Source organism: Cupriavidus sp. GW823-FHT06D04, from assembly GCF_058795055.1.
This window is the reverse complement of the sequence record NZ_JBXAHL010000044.1, coordinates 20,796-34,732: the sequence shown is the minus strand read 5'-3', so window position 1 is coordinate 34,732 and position 13,937 is coordinate 20,796. Positions and strand designations below refer to the sequence as shown.

Sequence of the window (13,937 nt, the reverse complement as noted above, 5' to 3'; positions counted from 1 at the left end):
TTCACGGCAGTTTGCGAAATACCAGCATGACTGCGGCGCCATCTCGCCGGGATGGCATGCGCGCGGGATGCGTCACCTGATATCGCTCCTGTGCCGCTCGCGTCACGTGGCGTGCGGCGGCTCAGGTACCAGTGCAGAGAGTACCATTGCCAGCCGGTCCAGGGCAGGATCGATATCCAGCAGGTCGATGGCGCCGAAGCCCAGCAGCAGCCCCGCGCAGGTAGCAGGGGGCGAGGCATAGCAGGGATCGAGCGTGGCAAGCGCCAGGTCGGCCAGGCGCGCCATCGAGACCAGCGCCTCGGACGCCACCGGCACGCGCAGCCGTGCCGCCAGGTGGAAGCCCGCCATCGCCGGCAGCGGCTCCAGCCACGGCGACAGGTCGCCCTGCAGCCGCGCCAGCAGGCGGGCGCGGCGCTGGGCGTGGCGCGCGTGCGAGCGCCGGATATGGCGCAGCAGGTGCCCCTCGGACAGGAAGCGCGCCAGCGCCTGCTGGATCAGCGTCGGCGTGTACCAGTCCATCAGGTGCTTGACCTTGCGCGCGGCCGGCATCAGCCAGGGCGGCACCACCAGGTAGCCGCCGCGCAGGTTCGCCACCAGCGTCTTCGAGAAGGTGCCGAGGTAGACCACGCGGCCATGCCGGTCCAGCGTCTGCAGCGCGTCCAGTGCCTGGCCGCCGTAGCGGAATTCGCTGTCGTAGTCGTCTTCCAGGATCACCGCGTGGCGGCGCGCCGCCCAGTCCAGCAGCGCCTGGCGCCGCGCCAGGCTCATCGGCACGCCCAGCGGCGACTGGTGCGAGGGGGTGACATAGACCAGCGTGGCATCGTTCGGCAGTGCGTCCACCACCAGCCCTTCGCCATCGACCGGCACTGGCACCACCCGTGCGCCCAGCCCCTGGAACAACGAACGCGCCATCGGGTAGCCGGGATCCTCCATCGCCACCACGGCGCCGGGCCCGAGCACCAGCCGGGCCAGCAGGTCGATGCCCTGTTGCGCGCCGCCTGTGACCAGGATGTCAGTCGGCATGCTCTGCACGCCGCGCGTGAATGCGATATGGCGGGCAATGGCCTGGCGCAGCACCATCTCACCGGCCGGATCGGCGGCGCCGGGCGGACGCTGGCGCTCGGCGGCCAGCGCCGCGCGCACGCAGCGCGACCAGGCTTCATGCGGAAAGCGCGTGGTGTCGGCCTGCCCCGGCTGGAACGCATAGCGCGCGCCGCCGGCGGCGTCCAGGAACGGCGTCGGCACCGCCATCCAGCGCTGCACGGCGGGCGGCAGCACCGGCGCAGCCGCCATGCGCACGGCCGGGCGGGACAGCCCCTCGGCCACATAGGTGCCGTCGCCGACGCGCGCGTGCAGCCAGCCCTCGGCCACCAGCCGTTCATACGCCGTGGTCACCGTCTTGCGCGCCACGCCCAGCTGCGTGCCAAGCAGGCGCGTAGGCGGCATGCGTGCGCCGGCCCCGAGCCGTCCGCCCTGGATTGCGTCGCGGATCTGGTGGACGATCTGCGCGGTCAGGTCGCTGGCTTGGTCCAGCGCGAGATGCAGTTCCATGAGGGTACGCGTCGATCAAAATTGGTCTACTGATTCTGCCGGAAATTGGCAGTGTACGGGACCAATCGATGCGTCTATCTTTCATCCCAACGGGCGCGACACAGTGCCCGCCGAATCCAACCTGTCAAATCGGAGATCGATCATGGAAGAACGGATGAACTGGCAAGACGTGGCCCCTGACGCGTACAAGGCAATGATCGGCCTGGAGGTCTACCTGGCGCGCTGCTCGCTGGAGACCACGTTGAAGGAACTGGTGAAGATCCGCGCCTCGCAGATCAACGGCTGCGCGTTCTGCCTGGACATGCACATCATCGATGCGCGCAAGCATGGCGACAGCGAGCGCCGCTTGAACCTGCTGCCGGCCTGGCGTGAAGTGAGTTGGTTCACCCCACGCGAGCGCGCCGCGCTGGCGTGGACCGAGGCGCTCACGCTGCTGCCGCAAAGCCAGGCGCCGGATGCGGACTACCAGGCCTTGCGCGAGCAATTCTCGGAAAAGGAAATGGCCGACCTGACCTTGCTGATCTCGGCCATCAATGCATGGAACCGCTTTGGCGTCGGTTTCCGGCGCCAGCCACCGGCGCTCTGAGCCACGGCGCACATTCGCCTGACCCCAGCCTGACCCCTGCCGCGGCCTGCCGATTGACAAGCCGCGGCGCAGTGCATTAGCTTCTGTTGCAGATGCTGCACAAATGGCAACCGCCGGCGGCGCCGGCATCGGGGGCATGGTGGCGATACGTCAGGAGGGCGGCGAAGCCGGGGCCGAGGGTACCGTCAAGGCCCGGCGCGAGCGCGGCAGGGCCGCACGCCAGAAGGTGCCGTGCGGTGCGCATGAAGCCATCGGCAACGTCGACCGCGACCCCGTCGAACTGCTGGAAATCAGCAGCCACGGCCGGGTGGAGCGGCTGGTGCCGCTGCGCTATGGCCGCGTGATCCAGTCGCCGTTCGCCTTCTACCGCGGCAGCGCCATCATCCAGGCGCACGACCTGGCCGGCACCGCGGATTCCGGGCTGCATATGCAGATCTGCGGCGACTGCCACCTGGCCAACTTCGGCGGCTTTGCCACGCCCGAGCGCGCGCTGCTGTTCGACCTCAACGATTTCGACCAAATCAGCCCCGGCCCGTGGGAATGGGACCTCAAGCGCCTGTGCGCAAGCTTCGTGGTGGCGGCACGCCACCTGCAGCACAAGGCCGGCGTGGCCGAAGCCGTGGTGCGCGAGGCAGTGGGCAGCTACCAGCGCCGCATGCTGGCCTATGCCGAAATGGGCATGCTTGGCATATGGTACGACCGCATCACCTTCGAGCGGCTGCTCGAAGAAGAAACCTTGCCCGAAGTCCAGAAACGCATCCGGCGCGGCATGGAGCGCGCCGCCGACCGCACCCACGAGTCGCTGCTGCCCAAGTTGGCCGAGCGCATCGGCGACCGCTGGTCGATACTCGATACGCCGCCGGCTATCTTCCGCGTGCGCGGCGAGCAGACGCTGTTCGGGACGGGCGACGACTGGCTGGCCGCCAGCGACGCGGATCTGGCGCTGGACCAGGCCTACAAGGACTACCTGTCCACGCTGGCTCCCGACCGGCGCCAGCTGCTCGGCCATTTCACGCGCCATGACGTGGCCTTCAAGATGGTCGGCGTAGGCAGCGTGGGCACGCGCTGCCTGGTGCAGCTGATGTGGACCAGCATGAGAAGCCGCTGTTCCTGCAGGTCAAGGAGGCCACCAGGTCAGTGGTGGCGCGTTACTTCAAGAGCGCGCCGAGCGCGCACGAGGGCCGCCGCGTGGGCGAGGGCCAGCGCCTGATGCAGGCCGCGAGCGACCTGTTTCCTCGGCTGGACCAAGGGGCTGTTCGGGCGGCACTTCTATATGCGGCAGCTGCGCGACATGAAGCTGTCGGCACAGATCGAGCTGATGGATGGCGACCTGCTCGGCCGCTATGCCTCGCTGTGTGGCTGGGTGCTGGCGCGGGCGCACGCCAAGGCCAGCGGCCTGGCCGCCGAGGTCAGCGGTTACCTGGGCCGCAGCGACCGCATGGCCGACGTGATGGTAGGCTATGCCAATGGCTATGCCGACCAGGTCGAGCGCGACTACGATCAGTTTGTCGCCGCGTGCCGCTCGGGGCGCCTCGAGGCGCGCACCGATGCCGACATGGCTGCTGATTTCCGCGTGTAGCCCACGCATCTTGCCTGGCCAGGAGTCTGCCCATGACAGAAGACACCCTGCTGCAACTGATGACGGAAGTCGAGAAGGAAGACCCCATCGACTACGCCGACCTGCCGTTCGACGACGCCGCGCTGCGCCGGCTGGCGTGCCGCCTGATCGCCGAGCGTTCCAGCGAGATGGAGGCGTCCGGCCTGCCGGTGGAAGCACTGCTGGCCACGATGTGGGCCTCGACCGCCAAGCTGGTGCTGGAGAACCTGGTGCTCAACGCGCGCCTGCTGACGCTGCAGGGCCTGCCCGACGACGCCCAGGCGCTGATCGAGCGCATCGCGCGCCAGTCGCGCGGCGGGGCCTGAACGCGCCAGCCTGACTGCGCGGCCCGCACCCCGGGCAATGTGCCGCAATCATCTCAAGCTGCGGCGGCTCTGCCGTTTCGCTAAAATACGCGTTTTCACCCAGCCGGTCCGCGCTGTGACTGACACGCGGCGGAGGCGGCTGACCAGGAGGATTTCGGTGATCAAGTGGATAATCGTCGCGGGCTACCTCGGTGCCGTCCTGTATGTGCACTTCCGCGGCAAGGTGCGCCTGCGCATCTGGCGCCAGCTGCTGGACCATTCGGCCCTGGTGGCTCCAATCAACTGCTTCATGTATGCGTTCTCGGGCGTGCCTCGCACGCCGTACATCCCGGTCGACAACTTCCCCGACCTGGAAAAGCTGCGCGCCGCCTGGCCCGAGATCCGCGATGAAGGGTTGGCGCTGGCCGCGATGCGCAAGATCAAAGCCGCGGACAAGAACGACGACGCCGGCTTCAATTCCTTCTTCAAGTACGGCTGGAAGCGCTTCTACCTGAAGTGGTACGAGGCCCAGCACCCGTCGGCCGAGCAGCTCTGCCCCAAGACTGTGGCGCTGCTGCGCGAGCTGCCCACGGTGAAGGCGGCGATGTTTGCCGAGCTGCCGCCGGGCGGCAAGCTCAACCCGCACCGCGACCCGTTTGCCGGCTCGCTGCGCTACCACCTGGGCCTGGCCACGCCGAACGACGACCGCTGCTTTATCGAGGTCGACGGCGAGCGCCACAGCTGGCGCGACGGTGAGGGCGTGGTCTTCGACGAAACCTACCTGCACTGGGCCGAGAACCGCAGCGATGCCAACCGGCTGATCCTGTTCTGCGATATCGAGCGTCCGATGCGCTACGGCTGGGCTGCGAAGTTCAACCACTGGATGGGCCGCAAGGTCATGACCGCGGCCAGCTCGCCCAATGACGAGCACGACCAGACCGGCATGATCAACCGGCTGTTCCGCTTTGTCTGGCTGGGCGGCCAGTATCGCCGCCGCTTCAAGGCCTGGAACCGCCAGCTTTACTACGTCACCAAGTTTGGCCTGATCGTGCTGGGCGTGGGGCTGATCGTCTTCCTGTAAGCAGCAAGAGAGCCGGCGCAAGCCGGCTCTTTGCCTTGGGCGGGTAGCGAGCGCCGTTCACATCCCGCATTGCGACCCTGTTCCGGAGATCCCGATGCGCGTCCGCTCCGCACTGTGGCTGGCCGCCGCCCTTGGCGCCGCCGCTTGCACCACGACACCTGAAGAACGAGCCGCCAGCAGCGCCGCTGCCGTCGGCAAGCCCAACCCCGCCTCCATCAACTGCACGCAGCGCGGCGGCAAGCTGCAGATCGTGTCGACACCGGCCGGCCAGTCCGGCATCTGCACCTTCCCGTCCGGCAAGCAATGCGAGGAGTGGGCGCTGATGCGCGGCCAATGCACGCCGGGCTGAGCCGCCAGGCTTCAATCGCGGCGGCGTTCGTTGGCCAGCGTAGTGTAGTAGTCGCGCTTGGCCTGATACATGCGGCTGTCGGCCAGCTTGACGATCTCGTTCAGCCGGTCGCCTTGCAGGCAGGTGGCGTGGCCGATGGAAAAGCTTAGGCGTGCTCCCGGGTAGAACTGGTTGTTCAGCTCCACCACCTGGCCGATCTGCTCGATCACCGTGGCAGCGCCGCGCTCGTCGCGCCCGGGCAGCAGGATCATGAACTCGTCGCCGCCGATGCGCGCCACGCAGGCCTGCTCGCCCACCGCCTTCTTCAACACCTCGCCGGTGCGGCGCAGCAGCCCGTCGCCGTCGGCATGGCCGAACTGGTCGTTGACCACCTTGAGGCCGTTCAGGTCCACCGCCACCACGCTGACCGGCCACGGGCCCTTACGGCCCAGCCGCGCCAGCTCGTCCTCATAGTAGGCACGGTTGTAGAGCTTGGTCAGCACGTCGTGCTTGCCCAGGAACTCGACATAGGCCTCGGCCTTCTTGCGCGCCGTGATATCGGTCAGCGACACCAGCACCTGGTCCCAGTCCGCTTCCCGCCCGGGGAACACCGACCACTGCATGAAGACGTCCACGGCGCGGCCATCGAGCGCGTAGTTGATGACTTCGCGCTGCTGCCACAGCTTCTCGTGCCAGAGGTCGATCAGCTGCTCGGCAAAATGGATGCGCATGTCGTCGCGGAACACATCGCCCAGCCGCGACAGCAGGACTTGCTTGCTGTCCGCGCCGAACATCTGCAGCGTCTGCTGGTTGACATCGAGCACACGAATCTCCTGCATGCAGCGCGAGACAAAGTCCGGATGCACGTTGAGGAAGGTGCGGAAGTCGGTAATGCCGGCGCCGCGGACCTCATCGAGCAGCACCTTGACCGCGCTGAAGTCCTCCACCCACAACGACACCGGCGAATGCTCGAACAGCCCCAGCGCATATTGCTCGCTGCGGCGCAGCTCGCGCTCGGTGCGCATGCGCGCGGTGATGTCCTTGATCGACAGCAGCACGCGCTCCCAGGTGTCTTCGTGGCCCGGCATCACCGTGGCCTCAAGCTGGATGTCGAGCCGCTCGCCATCCAGCGTGTAGTTGACTGTCTGGCTGGCGAAGCGACTGCCGCCGTCCCACAGCTGGCCGAGTTCCTCGACATGCTGATCGAGCATGTCGTCGCGGAACACGGTGTCGAGGTTGGCCACCAGGTCGTCGAGATCGGCCGCGCGGAACAGCTCCAGCGTGCGCCGGTTCACGTCGATCACGCGGATCAGCGCCGAGCATTGCGCCGCTTGCTGCGGGTTCGCGCGCAGGTGGGCGCGCAGGTCGGTGACACCTTCCTTGCGCAGTTGCGCAAAATACTCGCGCACGGCGCTGAAGTCTTCCAGCCACAGCGAGACAGGTGCTAGTTGGAACAGGGTTTGATAGTCGTCCAGGTTGTTGCCGGCAGGGTTGCCGACACCCTTGCCGACGGACGTTGCCGCGGATGCACTGCTCAAGGCTTTTCTCCTTTTTCTTTTTCCCGTGGTGCACGGCGCCCGTGGTCGGTCTTCGCCCCCGGAGACCAGCCGGGCAGCCCCTGCGCACCAGCGCATTAGGATAGGCGAGGCACCGGCAAAAGGGGAGGGATATTGCAGGCAGGCGCCAGGGCTAGCCTGCCAGCCGCTGCACGATGGCGGCCAGCGTGCCCAGCGCCCGCTCGATCTGCGCCGAGCGCGGCGTGCCGCAGTTGACGCGCAGGCAGTGGTCGAAGCGCCCGGCGTTGGAGAACATCACGCCCGGCATCACGCGGATGCCGGCCTGCAGCGCCTGGTCGAATACCGCTTCGGACGACACCTGCGCGGGCAGCTCCACCCACAGGTGCATGCCGCCGCGCGGCGAGCCCAGCCGCGTGCCGGCGGGAAAGCTGGCGGCGATGGCCTGCGCGAACCATTCGCGCTGCGCGCGCAGCCGGGTGCGCAGCCGGCGCAGGTGGCGGTCGTGCGCGCCGGAAGCCAGGAAGTCAGCGGCCGCCATCTGCGACAGCATCTCGTTGGGCCGCGACAGGCCGAACTTGAGCATCTCCACCCGCGCCTGCCATTTGCCGGCGGCGATCCAGCCCAGGCGCATGCCGGGCGCCAGCACCTTGTGCAGCGAGGCGCAGTGGATCACGTTGCCGCTGCCATCCCAGGCCTTGGCCGCGGCCGGCGGCGCATCGCTGTCGGCGGTGGCCGAGAAGCAGTCGTCCTCGATCAGCGCGATGCCACGCGCTTCGCACCACTGCACCAGCCGCGCCTTGTGCGCGTCCGGCATGATGCAGCCGAGCGGGTTCTGCAGGTTGGGCACCACCGCCACCGCGCGGATGTTGTCGTAGTGCTGCGCGGCCAGCTCCAGCGCCTCCAGCGAGATGCCGGTCTGGGGGCTGCACGGGATTTCCAGCGCGCGCATGCCCAGGCTTTCCAGGATCTGCAGCAGGCCATAGTAGGTCGGGGACTCCACCGCAATCACGTCGCCCGGGCCAGCCACCGCGCGCAGCGCGAGGTTGAGCGCCTCGGTGCAGCCGTGCGTGATGACAATCTCTTCCGGTGCCAGCTGCACGCGGTTGCGCAGCGCCTGGCGCGCAATCGCGGCGCGCAGCGGCTGGTAGCCATCGGACTCGACCGCCTCGCCGAACAGCTGCGGATGCCGGCGCAGCGCACGCGCCGCGGCACTGCGCAGGGCCTCGGTCGGGTAGAGCGACGGCGCGCAATAGGCGCCGCCCAGATCGGTATGCACGTGCTCATGCTGGCTGCGTGCCAGCAAGCCTGAAATGCGCTGGTGGATGCCAACGTACTGGGCCGGGTCCGGCAGCGCGGCGGCGGGCTCTGACAGTCCGGCCAGCGGGCCGCGCAGCGGCGCGGCAACAAAGTAACCCGAGCGTGGGCGCGCTTCCAGCAGGCCGTCGCTTTCCAGTTGCCGGCATGCCTGCAGCGCGGTGGACAGGCTCACGCTGTGCAACGCCATCAGCGCACGCACCGACGGCATGCGGTCGCCGGCGGCGAGCGTGCCGGATTCAATGGCGCGGCGGTAGTGGCCGGCAACCTGGCGGTAGAGCGGGGTGGTGTCCATGGGGGGATCGTGGCGTGGTCGGCCGCATCGGTACAGATACAGAAGCGGGGCCCCTGTATCGTAACAGCCCGAAATCCTGGTTGCTGTTCCGGTTCAGGTGCTACACGGGTGTGCCTGCCGCATGCGCTGGCCGGTCGATAGGCTGGAGTCCTGTGCCTGTTACCGGAGTCCTGTCATGCAAAGCGATCTCAACGACACTTCAATCGTAATGCCGCTTTCGGCCGGCCAGTGCCTGCGCGTGCGCGTGGCGGCGGGCACCGTGCTGCGTGCCGGCGTGGGTGAGCTGGAGGTTGCTGGGCCGCCGCAATGGCTGGCCGATACCTGCTATGTACCGCGGCGGCGCCTGCGCGCGGGCGACACGTGGATCGTGCCCGCGCGCGGCTGGCTGGCGGTGTCGGCCAGCCGTGCCGGCGCGCTCTTGGTCACAGCCCCGCCGGGCTGGCTGCCCCGGCTGCGAGCTTGGCTGGCGTGGTCCTGGCGCCGCACCGGCCCGGCTCGCCAGCCCGTATCCCGCCCGATTCCCGACTCCGCGCCCGAAAGACTATAAAATTGCGCTCCGGCCGGCCTGGCACATTGGTGTGCCCAACCCCCCGGCCGCAGTTCTCGGGTTCCCCATGCTACGTCTAAGTGAAGTCAAACTCCCGCTCGACCATACCGAAAGCGACCTGGACGCCGCCGTGCGCACCAGCGCCGTGCAGATCGGCGTCAAGGGAGACGGCCTGATCGGCTATACCGTGTTCCGCCGTGCCCACGATGCGCGTAAGCGCTCGGATATCAAGCTGACCTACATCATCGATATCGAGGTGCGGGACGAGGCCGCTGCCATCCAGCGCATGGCCGGCAAGCCGCACTGGAGCGTGACGCCCGACATGGCGTACCACTTCGTCGCGCGTGCCCAGGCAGGCAGCACGCATCCGCGCCCGGTGGTGATCGGCATGGGCCCGTGTGGCCTGCTGGCCGGGTTGATCCTGGCGCAGTCGGGCTTCCGCCCCATCATCCTGGAGCGCGGCAAGGCAGTGCGCGAGCGCACCAGGGACACCTTTGGCCTGTGGCGCAAGAGCGTGCTCAACCCCGAATCGAACGTGCAGTTCGGCGAGGGCGGTGCGGGCACGTTCTCGGACGGCAAGCTGTACAGCCAGATCAAGGACCCGAAGCACTATGGCCGCAAGGTGCTCAACGAGTTCGTGCGCGCCGGTGCGCCGGAAGACATCCTGTACAAGGCACGCCCGCATATCGGCACCTTCCGGCTCGTGAGCATGGTCGAGAAGATGCGCGCCGAGATCACCGAGCTCGGTGGCGAGATCCGCTTCGAGACGCGCGTGGACGATATCGACATCGACGGCGGCCAGGTGCGCGGCCTGAAGCTGTCCACCGGCGAATACCTGGAAGCCGACCACGTCATCATGGCGGTGGGCCACAGCGCGCGCGACACCTTCGAGATGCTGCATGAGCGCGGCGTGTTCATGGAGGCCAAGCCGTTCTCGCTGGGTTTCCGCATCGAGCATCCGCAGGGGCTGATCAACCGCAGCCGCTTCGGCAAGTTCGCCGGCAACAAGCTGCTGGGCGCGGCCGACTACAAGGTCGTGCATCACTGCAGCAACGGGCGTTCGGTGTACAGCTTCTGCATGTGTCCGGGCGGCACGGTCGTGGCGGCTGCTTCCGAGCCGGGCCGCGTGGTGACCAATGGCATGAGCCAGTACAAGCGCGCCGAGCGCAACGCCAATGCCGGCATCGTGGTGGGCATCACGCCCGAGGACTATCCCGGCGGCCCGCTCGCCGGCATCGAATTCCAGCGCAAGTGGGAAGCGCGCGCGTTCGAACTGGGCGGCAGCAACTACTGCGCGCCGGGCCAGCTGGTGGGTGATTTCATCGCGGGCCGGGCATCGACCGCGCTGGGCTCGGTCGAGCCTTCGTACAAGCCCGGCGTGACGCCGACCGACCTGAGCACGTCGCTGCCTGACTACGTGATCGCGGCGATCCGCGAGGGCATTCCCGAGATCGACAAGAAGCTGCCTGGCTTTGCCCTGCATGATGCCGTGCTGACCGGGGTGGAAACGCGCACCTCGTCGCCGCTGCGCATCCGCCGCAACAACGATGACTACCAGAGCATCAATGTGAAGGGCCTGTACCCGGCGGGCGAAGGCGCGGGTTATGCCGGCGGCATCTACTCCGCGGCGATCGACGGCATCGAAGTGGCCGAGGCCGTGGCGCTAAGCATCGTCGGCGGCAAGGCCGCCTAAGCCTGCTGCAGGTAAGCCGCGGCGCCGAGCGCCGCGGTGCGCCCGCTGGCAAAGCACGCCGTCAGCAGGTAGCCGCCGGTGGGCGCTTCCCAGTCCAGCATCTCGCCCGCGCAGAACACGCCCGGCAGCGCGCGCAGCATCAACCCTTCATCCATCGCTTCGAAGCGCACGCCGCCAGCGCTGCTGATCACTTCATCGATGGGCCGCGGGCGCAGCAGCCGCAGCGGCAGCGCCTTGATCGATGCCGCCAGCGTGCCCGCATCGTGCATCGCTTCCTTCGACAGGCATTCGCGCAGCAGCCCGGCCTTGACGCCGGTGAGGCCAAGCCGGCTTTGCAGGTGGCTCGACAGCGAGCGCGCGCCGCGCGGATGCTTTACCTGCGCGCTGACGTGCTCGGCGCTGTGCGCCGGCAGCAGGTCAAGGTGGATGGTGGCGTCGCCATCGGCTTCGATGCGGTCGCGGATCGGTGCGGACAGCGCGTAGACCAGGCTGCCTTCGATGCCGGTTGCGCTGATGACGAACTCGCCCTGGCGGTAGTGCGCGTGTTCATCGCGATCGGCCAGGGCGATCGCGACGGGCTTGACCGGCTCACCGGCAAAGCGCTCGGCAAATGCCTCGCTCCACGCTACATCGAAGCCGCAGTTGGCGGGCCGCAGCGGCGCAATCTCGACGCCGCGCTCGGCCAGCCGCGGCACCCATGTGCCATCCGATCCCAGCCGTGCCCAGCTGGCGCCGCCCAGCGCCAGCACCACCGCGCGTGCCTGCACGACCGTTTCACCGTGCGGCGTGGCAAAGCGCAGCGCATGCTGCGCGCTCTCGTCCCAGCCCAGCCAGCGGTGGCGCATATGGAACTGCACGCCGGATTCGCGCAGGCGGTGCAGCCACGCGCGCAGCATCGGCGCGGCCTTCATGTCGGTCGGGAAGACGCGGCCGGAACTGCCGATGAAGGTTTCGATGCCAAGCCCGTGCACCCACTCGCGCAGGGCCTGCGGGCCGAAGCCCGCCAGCATCGGCGCGATCTGTGCGGTGCGGGCGCCATAGCGGCCCAGGAAGGCCGGCTCCGGCTCCGCATGGGTCAGGTTCATGCCGCCCTTGCCGGCCATCAGGAACTTGCGCCCGACCGACGGCATCGCGTCGTAGACGGCCACACTGGCACCCTGTGCCGCCAGCACTTCGGCCGCCATCAGCCCGGCCGGGCCGCCGCCGATGACGGCAACGTCTAGGCTGGCTTGAGAAGGGGAGGAAGTGGCGGAAGAGGGCATCAGGAGGCTCGGCAGGGGGCAGGGTGTTTCCGCCGCGGATTATAGAGCCTGCGGCAGCGCTAGAATGACGGTTTGCCGCGCCTTGCCATCATGACCTCCGCCACCCACTCCGCAGACACCGTCATCGCCGCCACCCGCCACTGGCTGGAGCGCGCCGTGATCGGGCTCAACCTGTGCCCGTTCGCCAAGAGCGTGTATGTGAAGGAGCAGGTGCGCTACGTGGTCAGCACCGTCACCGAGGCGCCGGACGTGATGGACGACCTGGAGCGCGAACTGCGCCTGCTGGCCGATGCCGACCCCGATCAGATCGACACCACGCTGCTGATCCTGCCGGATGCGGTGGCGGACTTCCTCGACTTCAACGACCTGCTGTATTTTGCCGAGCGCCTGCTCGGCAGCCTCGGCCTGGAAGGCACGCTGCAGATCGCCAGCTTCCATCCGCAGTACCAGTTTGCCGGGACCGAGCCGAACGATATCGAGAACTACACCAACCGCGCGCCGTATCCGATCCTGCACCTGCTGCGCGAGGATTCCATCGCCCGCGCGGCGGCGGCGTTCCCGGATGCGGCGGATATCTATGAGCGCAACCAGGCCACCATGCGCCGCCTGGGCCACGACGGCTGGCAGCGCTGGATTGCGGGCGAGGACGAACCCGAAAAAGGCTGATTACGCAGCCGGCGCCGGCGCGGTAAAGAAGCGTTCGCGCATCTCTTCCAGCCCCAGTCTTTCCAGCACCTCTTCCAGCCGCTCGGCCGGGCGGCGGCGCGGCAGGTCCTTGTACTGCGCGATGATCAGCTCGTTCTTCATCGAGTGTTCCCAGCCCACCAGCTCGGTCACGTTGACCTGGTAGCCATGCGCCTCCAGCTGCAGGCAGCGCAGCACATTGGTCACCTGGCTGCCGAACTCGCGCGTGTGCAGCGGGTGGCGCCAGATCTCCGTCAGCGGATTGCCCGCCAGCAGCTTGCCCTTGTGCTTGCGCAGCACGCTGGCCACTTCGGCCTGGCAGCACGGCACCAGCACGATATGGCGGGCCTCCTTGGCCAGCGCAAAGCGGATCGCATCGTCGGTCGCGGTATTGCACGCATGCAGCGCGGTGACGACGTCGACAGTGGGCGGCAACTGCGGCGAGGTGATCGAATCCGCCACCGACAGGTTCAGGAACGACATCCCCGGAAAACCCAGCCGCGCGGCCAGCGCCTGCGAGGTCTTCACCAGTTCTTCACGGGTTTCGATGCCGAAGATGTGCGAATCGTCCTGCAGCGCCTTGAAGAACAGGTCGTACAGGATAAAGCCCAGGTACGACTTGCCGGCGCCGTGGTCCACCAGCGTGACGCGGCCGCGCTCGGCCTTGACCTCCTGCAGCAGCGGTTCGATGAACTGGAACAGGTGATAGACCTGCTTGAGCTTGCGCCGGCTGTCCTGGTTCATCTTGCCGTCGCGCGTCAGGATATGGAGTTCCTTGAGCAGTTCGATGGACTGGCCGGGGCGGATTTCGTGGGTATTTGACATGAGGGGGGACTGCACAGGCTGCGGGACGCGGCGCGTCCCGGAATGCCGACAGTTTACCGAAAAGTCCCCAAGGGCCCCTGAGTGACGTGGACCTCACCGGCTCGGGCGTGGTGCAGCGGAGTCGTCGGCATCGCCAGCACGGGTGGGCTTGAGCGAAATTGCGCGCCGGTGCCGGAGTAAATGGTAAAAATATTAAAAATGCTCGGCTGCTGCCCGTTCCAGGAGTGATTGCGTTCCACCAGGCTCCGGTCGCTGGGCTTCAGCCAAATAGGTGGCAAAAAGCAGTAATCGATTGCATTTCCCCGTCAGCGGCCGTGTGTGTTGCACATGGGCCAAGGCTGATCTCCGAAAT

Annotated in this window: 12 protein-coding genes and 1 pseudogene; 8 read left to right on the top strand and 5 right to left on the bottom strand. The window is 67.6% G+C overall.

The window, feature by feature from the left end; translation table 11 throughout:
• Nucleotides 1-102: 102 nt before the first annotated feature.
• Nucleotides 103-1,551 carry a MocR-like pyridoxine biosynthesis transcription factor PdxR gene (gene pdxR, locus AC1Q7H_RS34245; RefSeq protein WP_153956182.1) on the bottom strand — a complete coding sequence of 483 codons (1,449 nt, stop codon included), beginning with the start codon at nucleotides 1,549-1,551 and terminating at the stop codon, nucleotides 103-105.
• Between the two features lie 142 nt (nucleotides 1,552-1,693).
• On the opposite strand from pdxR, the gene AC1Q7H_RS34240 reads away from it, so the two are divergent.
• The 5 genes and pseudogenes from AC1Q7H_RS34240 to AC1Q7H_RS34220 all read left to right on the top strand — a co-directional run bounded on the left by AC1Q7H_RS34240 (nucleotide 1,694) and on the right by AC1Q7H_RS34220 (nucleotide 5,469).
• Nucleotides 1,694-2,137, top strand: a complete 444-nt coding sequence (locus tag AC1Q7H_RS34240; protein ID WP_153956183.1) for a carboxymuconolactone decarboxylase family protein — start codon at nucleotides 1,694-1,696, stop codon at nucleotides 2,135-2,137.
• A gap of 136 nt (nucleotides 2,138-2,273) precedes the next feature.
• A pseudogene (locus AC1Q7H_RS34235) lies at nucleotides 2,274-3,716 on the top strand (DUF2252 domain-containing protein).
• 32 nt (nucleotides 3,717-3,748) lie between these two features.
• Nucleotides 3,749-4,060 (top strand): hypothetical protein, encoded by a 312-nt coding sequence (locus AC1Q7H_RS34230; RefSeq protein ID WP_013955947.1) that lies wholly within the window; start codon nucleotides 3,749-3,751, stop codon nucleotides 4,058-4,060.
• 157 nt (nucleotides 4,061-4,217) lie between these two features.
• Nucleotides 4,218-5,120, top strand: coding sequence for a lipid A hydroxylase LpxO (gene lpxO / locus AC1Q7H_RS34225; protein ID WP_013955948.1), 903 nt, complete (start codon nucleotides 4,218-4,220; stop codon nucleotides 5,118-5,120).
• A gap of 94 nt (nucleotides 5,121-5,214) precedes the next feature.
• A complete protein-coding gene (locus tag AC1Q7H_RS34220; protein WP_013955949.1) occupies nucleotides 5,215-5,469 on the top strand; it encodes a putative hemolysin in 255 nt (84 codons plus the stop codon).
• Nucleotides 5,470-5,480: 11 nt separating this feature from the next.
• Here AC1Q7H_RS34220 and AC1Q7H_RS34215 read toward each other — a convergent pair whose 3' ends face one another.
• Nucleotides 5,481-6,986, bottom strand: coding sequence for a sensor domain-containing diguanylate cyclase (locus AC1Q7H_RS34215; protein ID WP_492382212.1), 1,506 nt, complete (start codon nucleotides 6,984-6,986; stop codon nucleotides 5,481-5,483).
• Between the two features lie 151 nt (nucleotides 6,987-7,137).
• Nucleotides 7,138-8,574: an aminotransferase-like domain-containing protein gene (locus AC1Q7H_RS34210; RefSeq protein WP_211980837.1), complete on the bottom strand. Its 1,437-nt coding sequence runs from the start codon at nucleotides 8,572-8,574 to the stop codon at nucleotides 7,138-7,140.
• A 175-nt stretch (nucleotides 8,575-8,749) separates the two neighbouring features.
• Here AC1Q7H_RS34210 and AC1Q7H_RS34205 point away from each other — a divergent pair, with 175 nt between their 5' ends.
• Together AC1Q7H_RS34205 and AC1Q7H_RS34200 are read left to right on the top strand one after the other, a co-directional pair.
• Complete coding sequence (locus tag AC1Q7H_RS34205) at nucleotides 8,750-9,121, top strand: hypothetical protein (protein WP_153956186.1); 372 nt, start codon at nucleotides 8,750-8,752, stop codon at nucleotides 9,119-9,121.
• Between the two features lie 67 nt (nucleotides 9,122-9,188).
• Complete coding sequence (locus AC1Q7H_RS34200) at nucleotides 9,189-10,814, top strand: NAD(P)/FAD-dependent oxidoreductase (RefSeq protein ID WP_153956187.1); 1,626 nt, start codon at nucleotides 9,189-9,191, stop codon at nucleotides 10,812-10,814.
• Here AC1Q7H_RS34200 and AC1Q7H_RS34195 read toward each other — a convergent pair.
• Entirely contained in the window at nucleotides 10,811-12,076 is a 1,266-nt protein-coding gene (locus AC1Q7H_RS34195) for a TIGR03862 family flavoprotein (RefSeq protein WP_153956188.1), read from the bottom strand. The two genes, AC1Q7H_RS34200 and AC1Q7H_RS34195, sit on opposite strands and share 4 nt — an antisense overlap.
• A 90-nt stretch (nucleotides 12,077-12,166) precedes the next feature.
• Here AC1Q7H_RS34195 and AC1Q7H_RS34190 point away from each other — a divergent pair, with 90 nt between their 5' ends.
• The gene (locus AC1Q7H_RS34190; RefSeq protein ID WP_153956189.1) at nucleotides 12,167-12,742 is read left to right on the top strand and encodes a DUF1415 domain-containing protein; all 576 of its coding nucleotides are present in this window, start codon (nucleotides 12,167-12,169) and stop codon (nucleotides 12,740-12,742) included.
• On the opposite strand, the gene AC1Q7H_RS34185 is transcribed toward AC1Q7H_RS34190, so the two are convergent.
• Complete coding sequence (locus AC1Q7H_RS34185) at nucleotides 12,743-13,585, bottom strand: class I SAM-dependent methyltransferase (RefSeq protein WP_153956190.1); 843 nt, start codon at nucleotides 13,583-13,585, stop codon at nucleotides 12,743-12,745.
• Nucleotides 13,586-13,937: the final 352 nt, after the last annotated feature.

What these genes read in the sequence shown, in the direction of transcription:
- pdxR (WP_153956182.1), bottom strand. Translation starts at nt 1,551, where the DNA reads ATGGAACTGCATCTCGCGCTGGACCAAGCCAGCGACCTGACCGCGCAG.
- AC1Q7H_RS34240 (WP_153956183.1), top strand. Translation starts at nt 1,694, where the DNA reads ATGGAAGAACGGATGAACTGGCAAGACGTGGCCCCTGACGCGTACAAG.
- AC1Q7H_RS34230 (WP_013955947.1), top strand. Translation starts at nt 3,749, where the DNA reads ATGACAGAAGACACCCTGCTGCAACTGATGACGGAAGTCGAGAAGGAA.
- AC1Q7H_RS34220 (WP_013955949.1), top strand. Translation starts at nt 5,215, where the DNA reads ATGCGCGTCCGCTCCGCACTGTGGCTGGCCGCCGCCCTTGGCGCCGCC.
- AC1Q7H_RS34210 (WP_211980837.1), bottom strand. Translation starts at nt 8,574, where the DNA reads ATGGACACCACCCCGCTCTACCGCCAGGTTGCCGGCCACTACCGCCGC.
- AC1Q7H_RS34205 (WP_153956186.1), top strand. Translation starts at nt 8,750, where the DNA reads ATGCAAAGCGATCTCAACGACACTTCAATCGTAATGCCGCTTTCGGCC.
- AC1Q7H_RS34200 (WP_153956187.1), top strand. Translation starts at nt 9,189, where the DNA reads ATGCTACGTCTAAGTGAAGTCAAACTCCCGCTCGACCATACCGAAAGC.
- AC1Q7H_RS34195 (WP_153956188.1), bottom strand. Translation starts at nt 12,076, where the DNA reads ATGCCCTCTTCCGCCACTTCCTCCCCTTCTCAAGCCAGCCTAGACGTT.
- AC1Q7H_RS34190 (WP_153956189.1), top strand. Translation starts at nt 12,167, where the DNA reads ATGACCTCCGCCACCCACTCCGCAGACACCGTCATCGCCGCCACCCGC.
- AC1Q7H_RS34185 (WP_153956190.1), bottom strand. Translation starts at nt 13,585, where the DNA reads ATGTCAAATACCCACGAAATCCGCCCCGGCCAGTCCATCGAACTGCTC.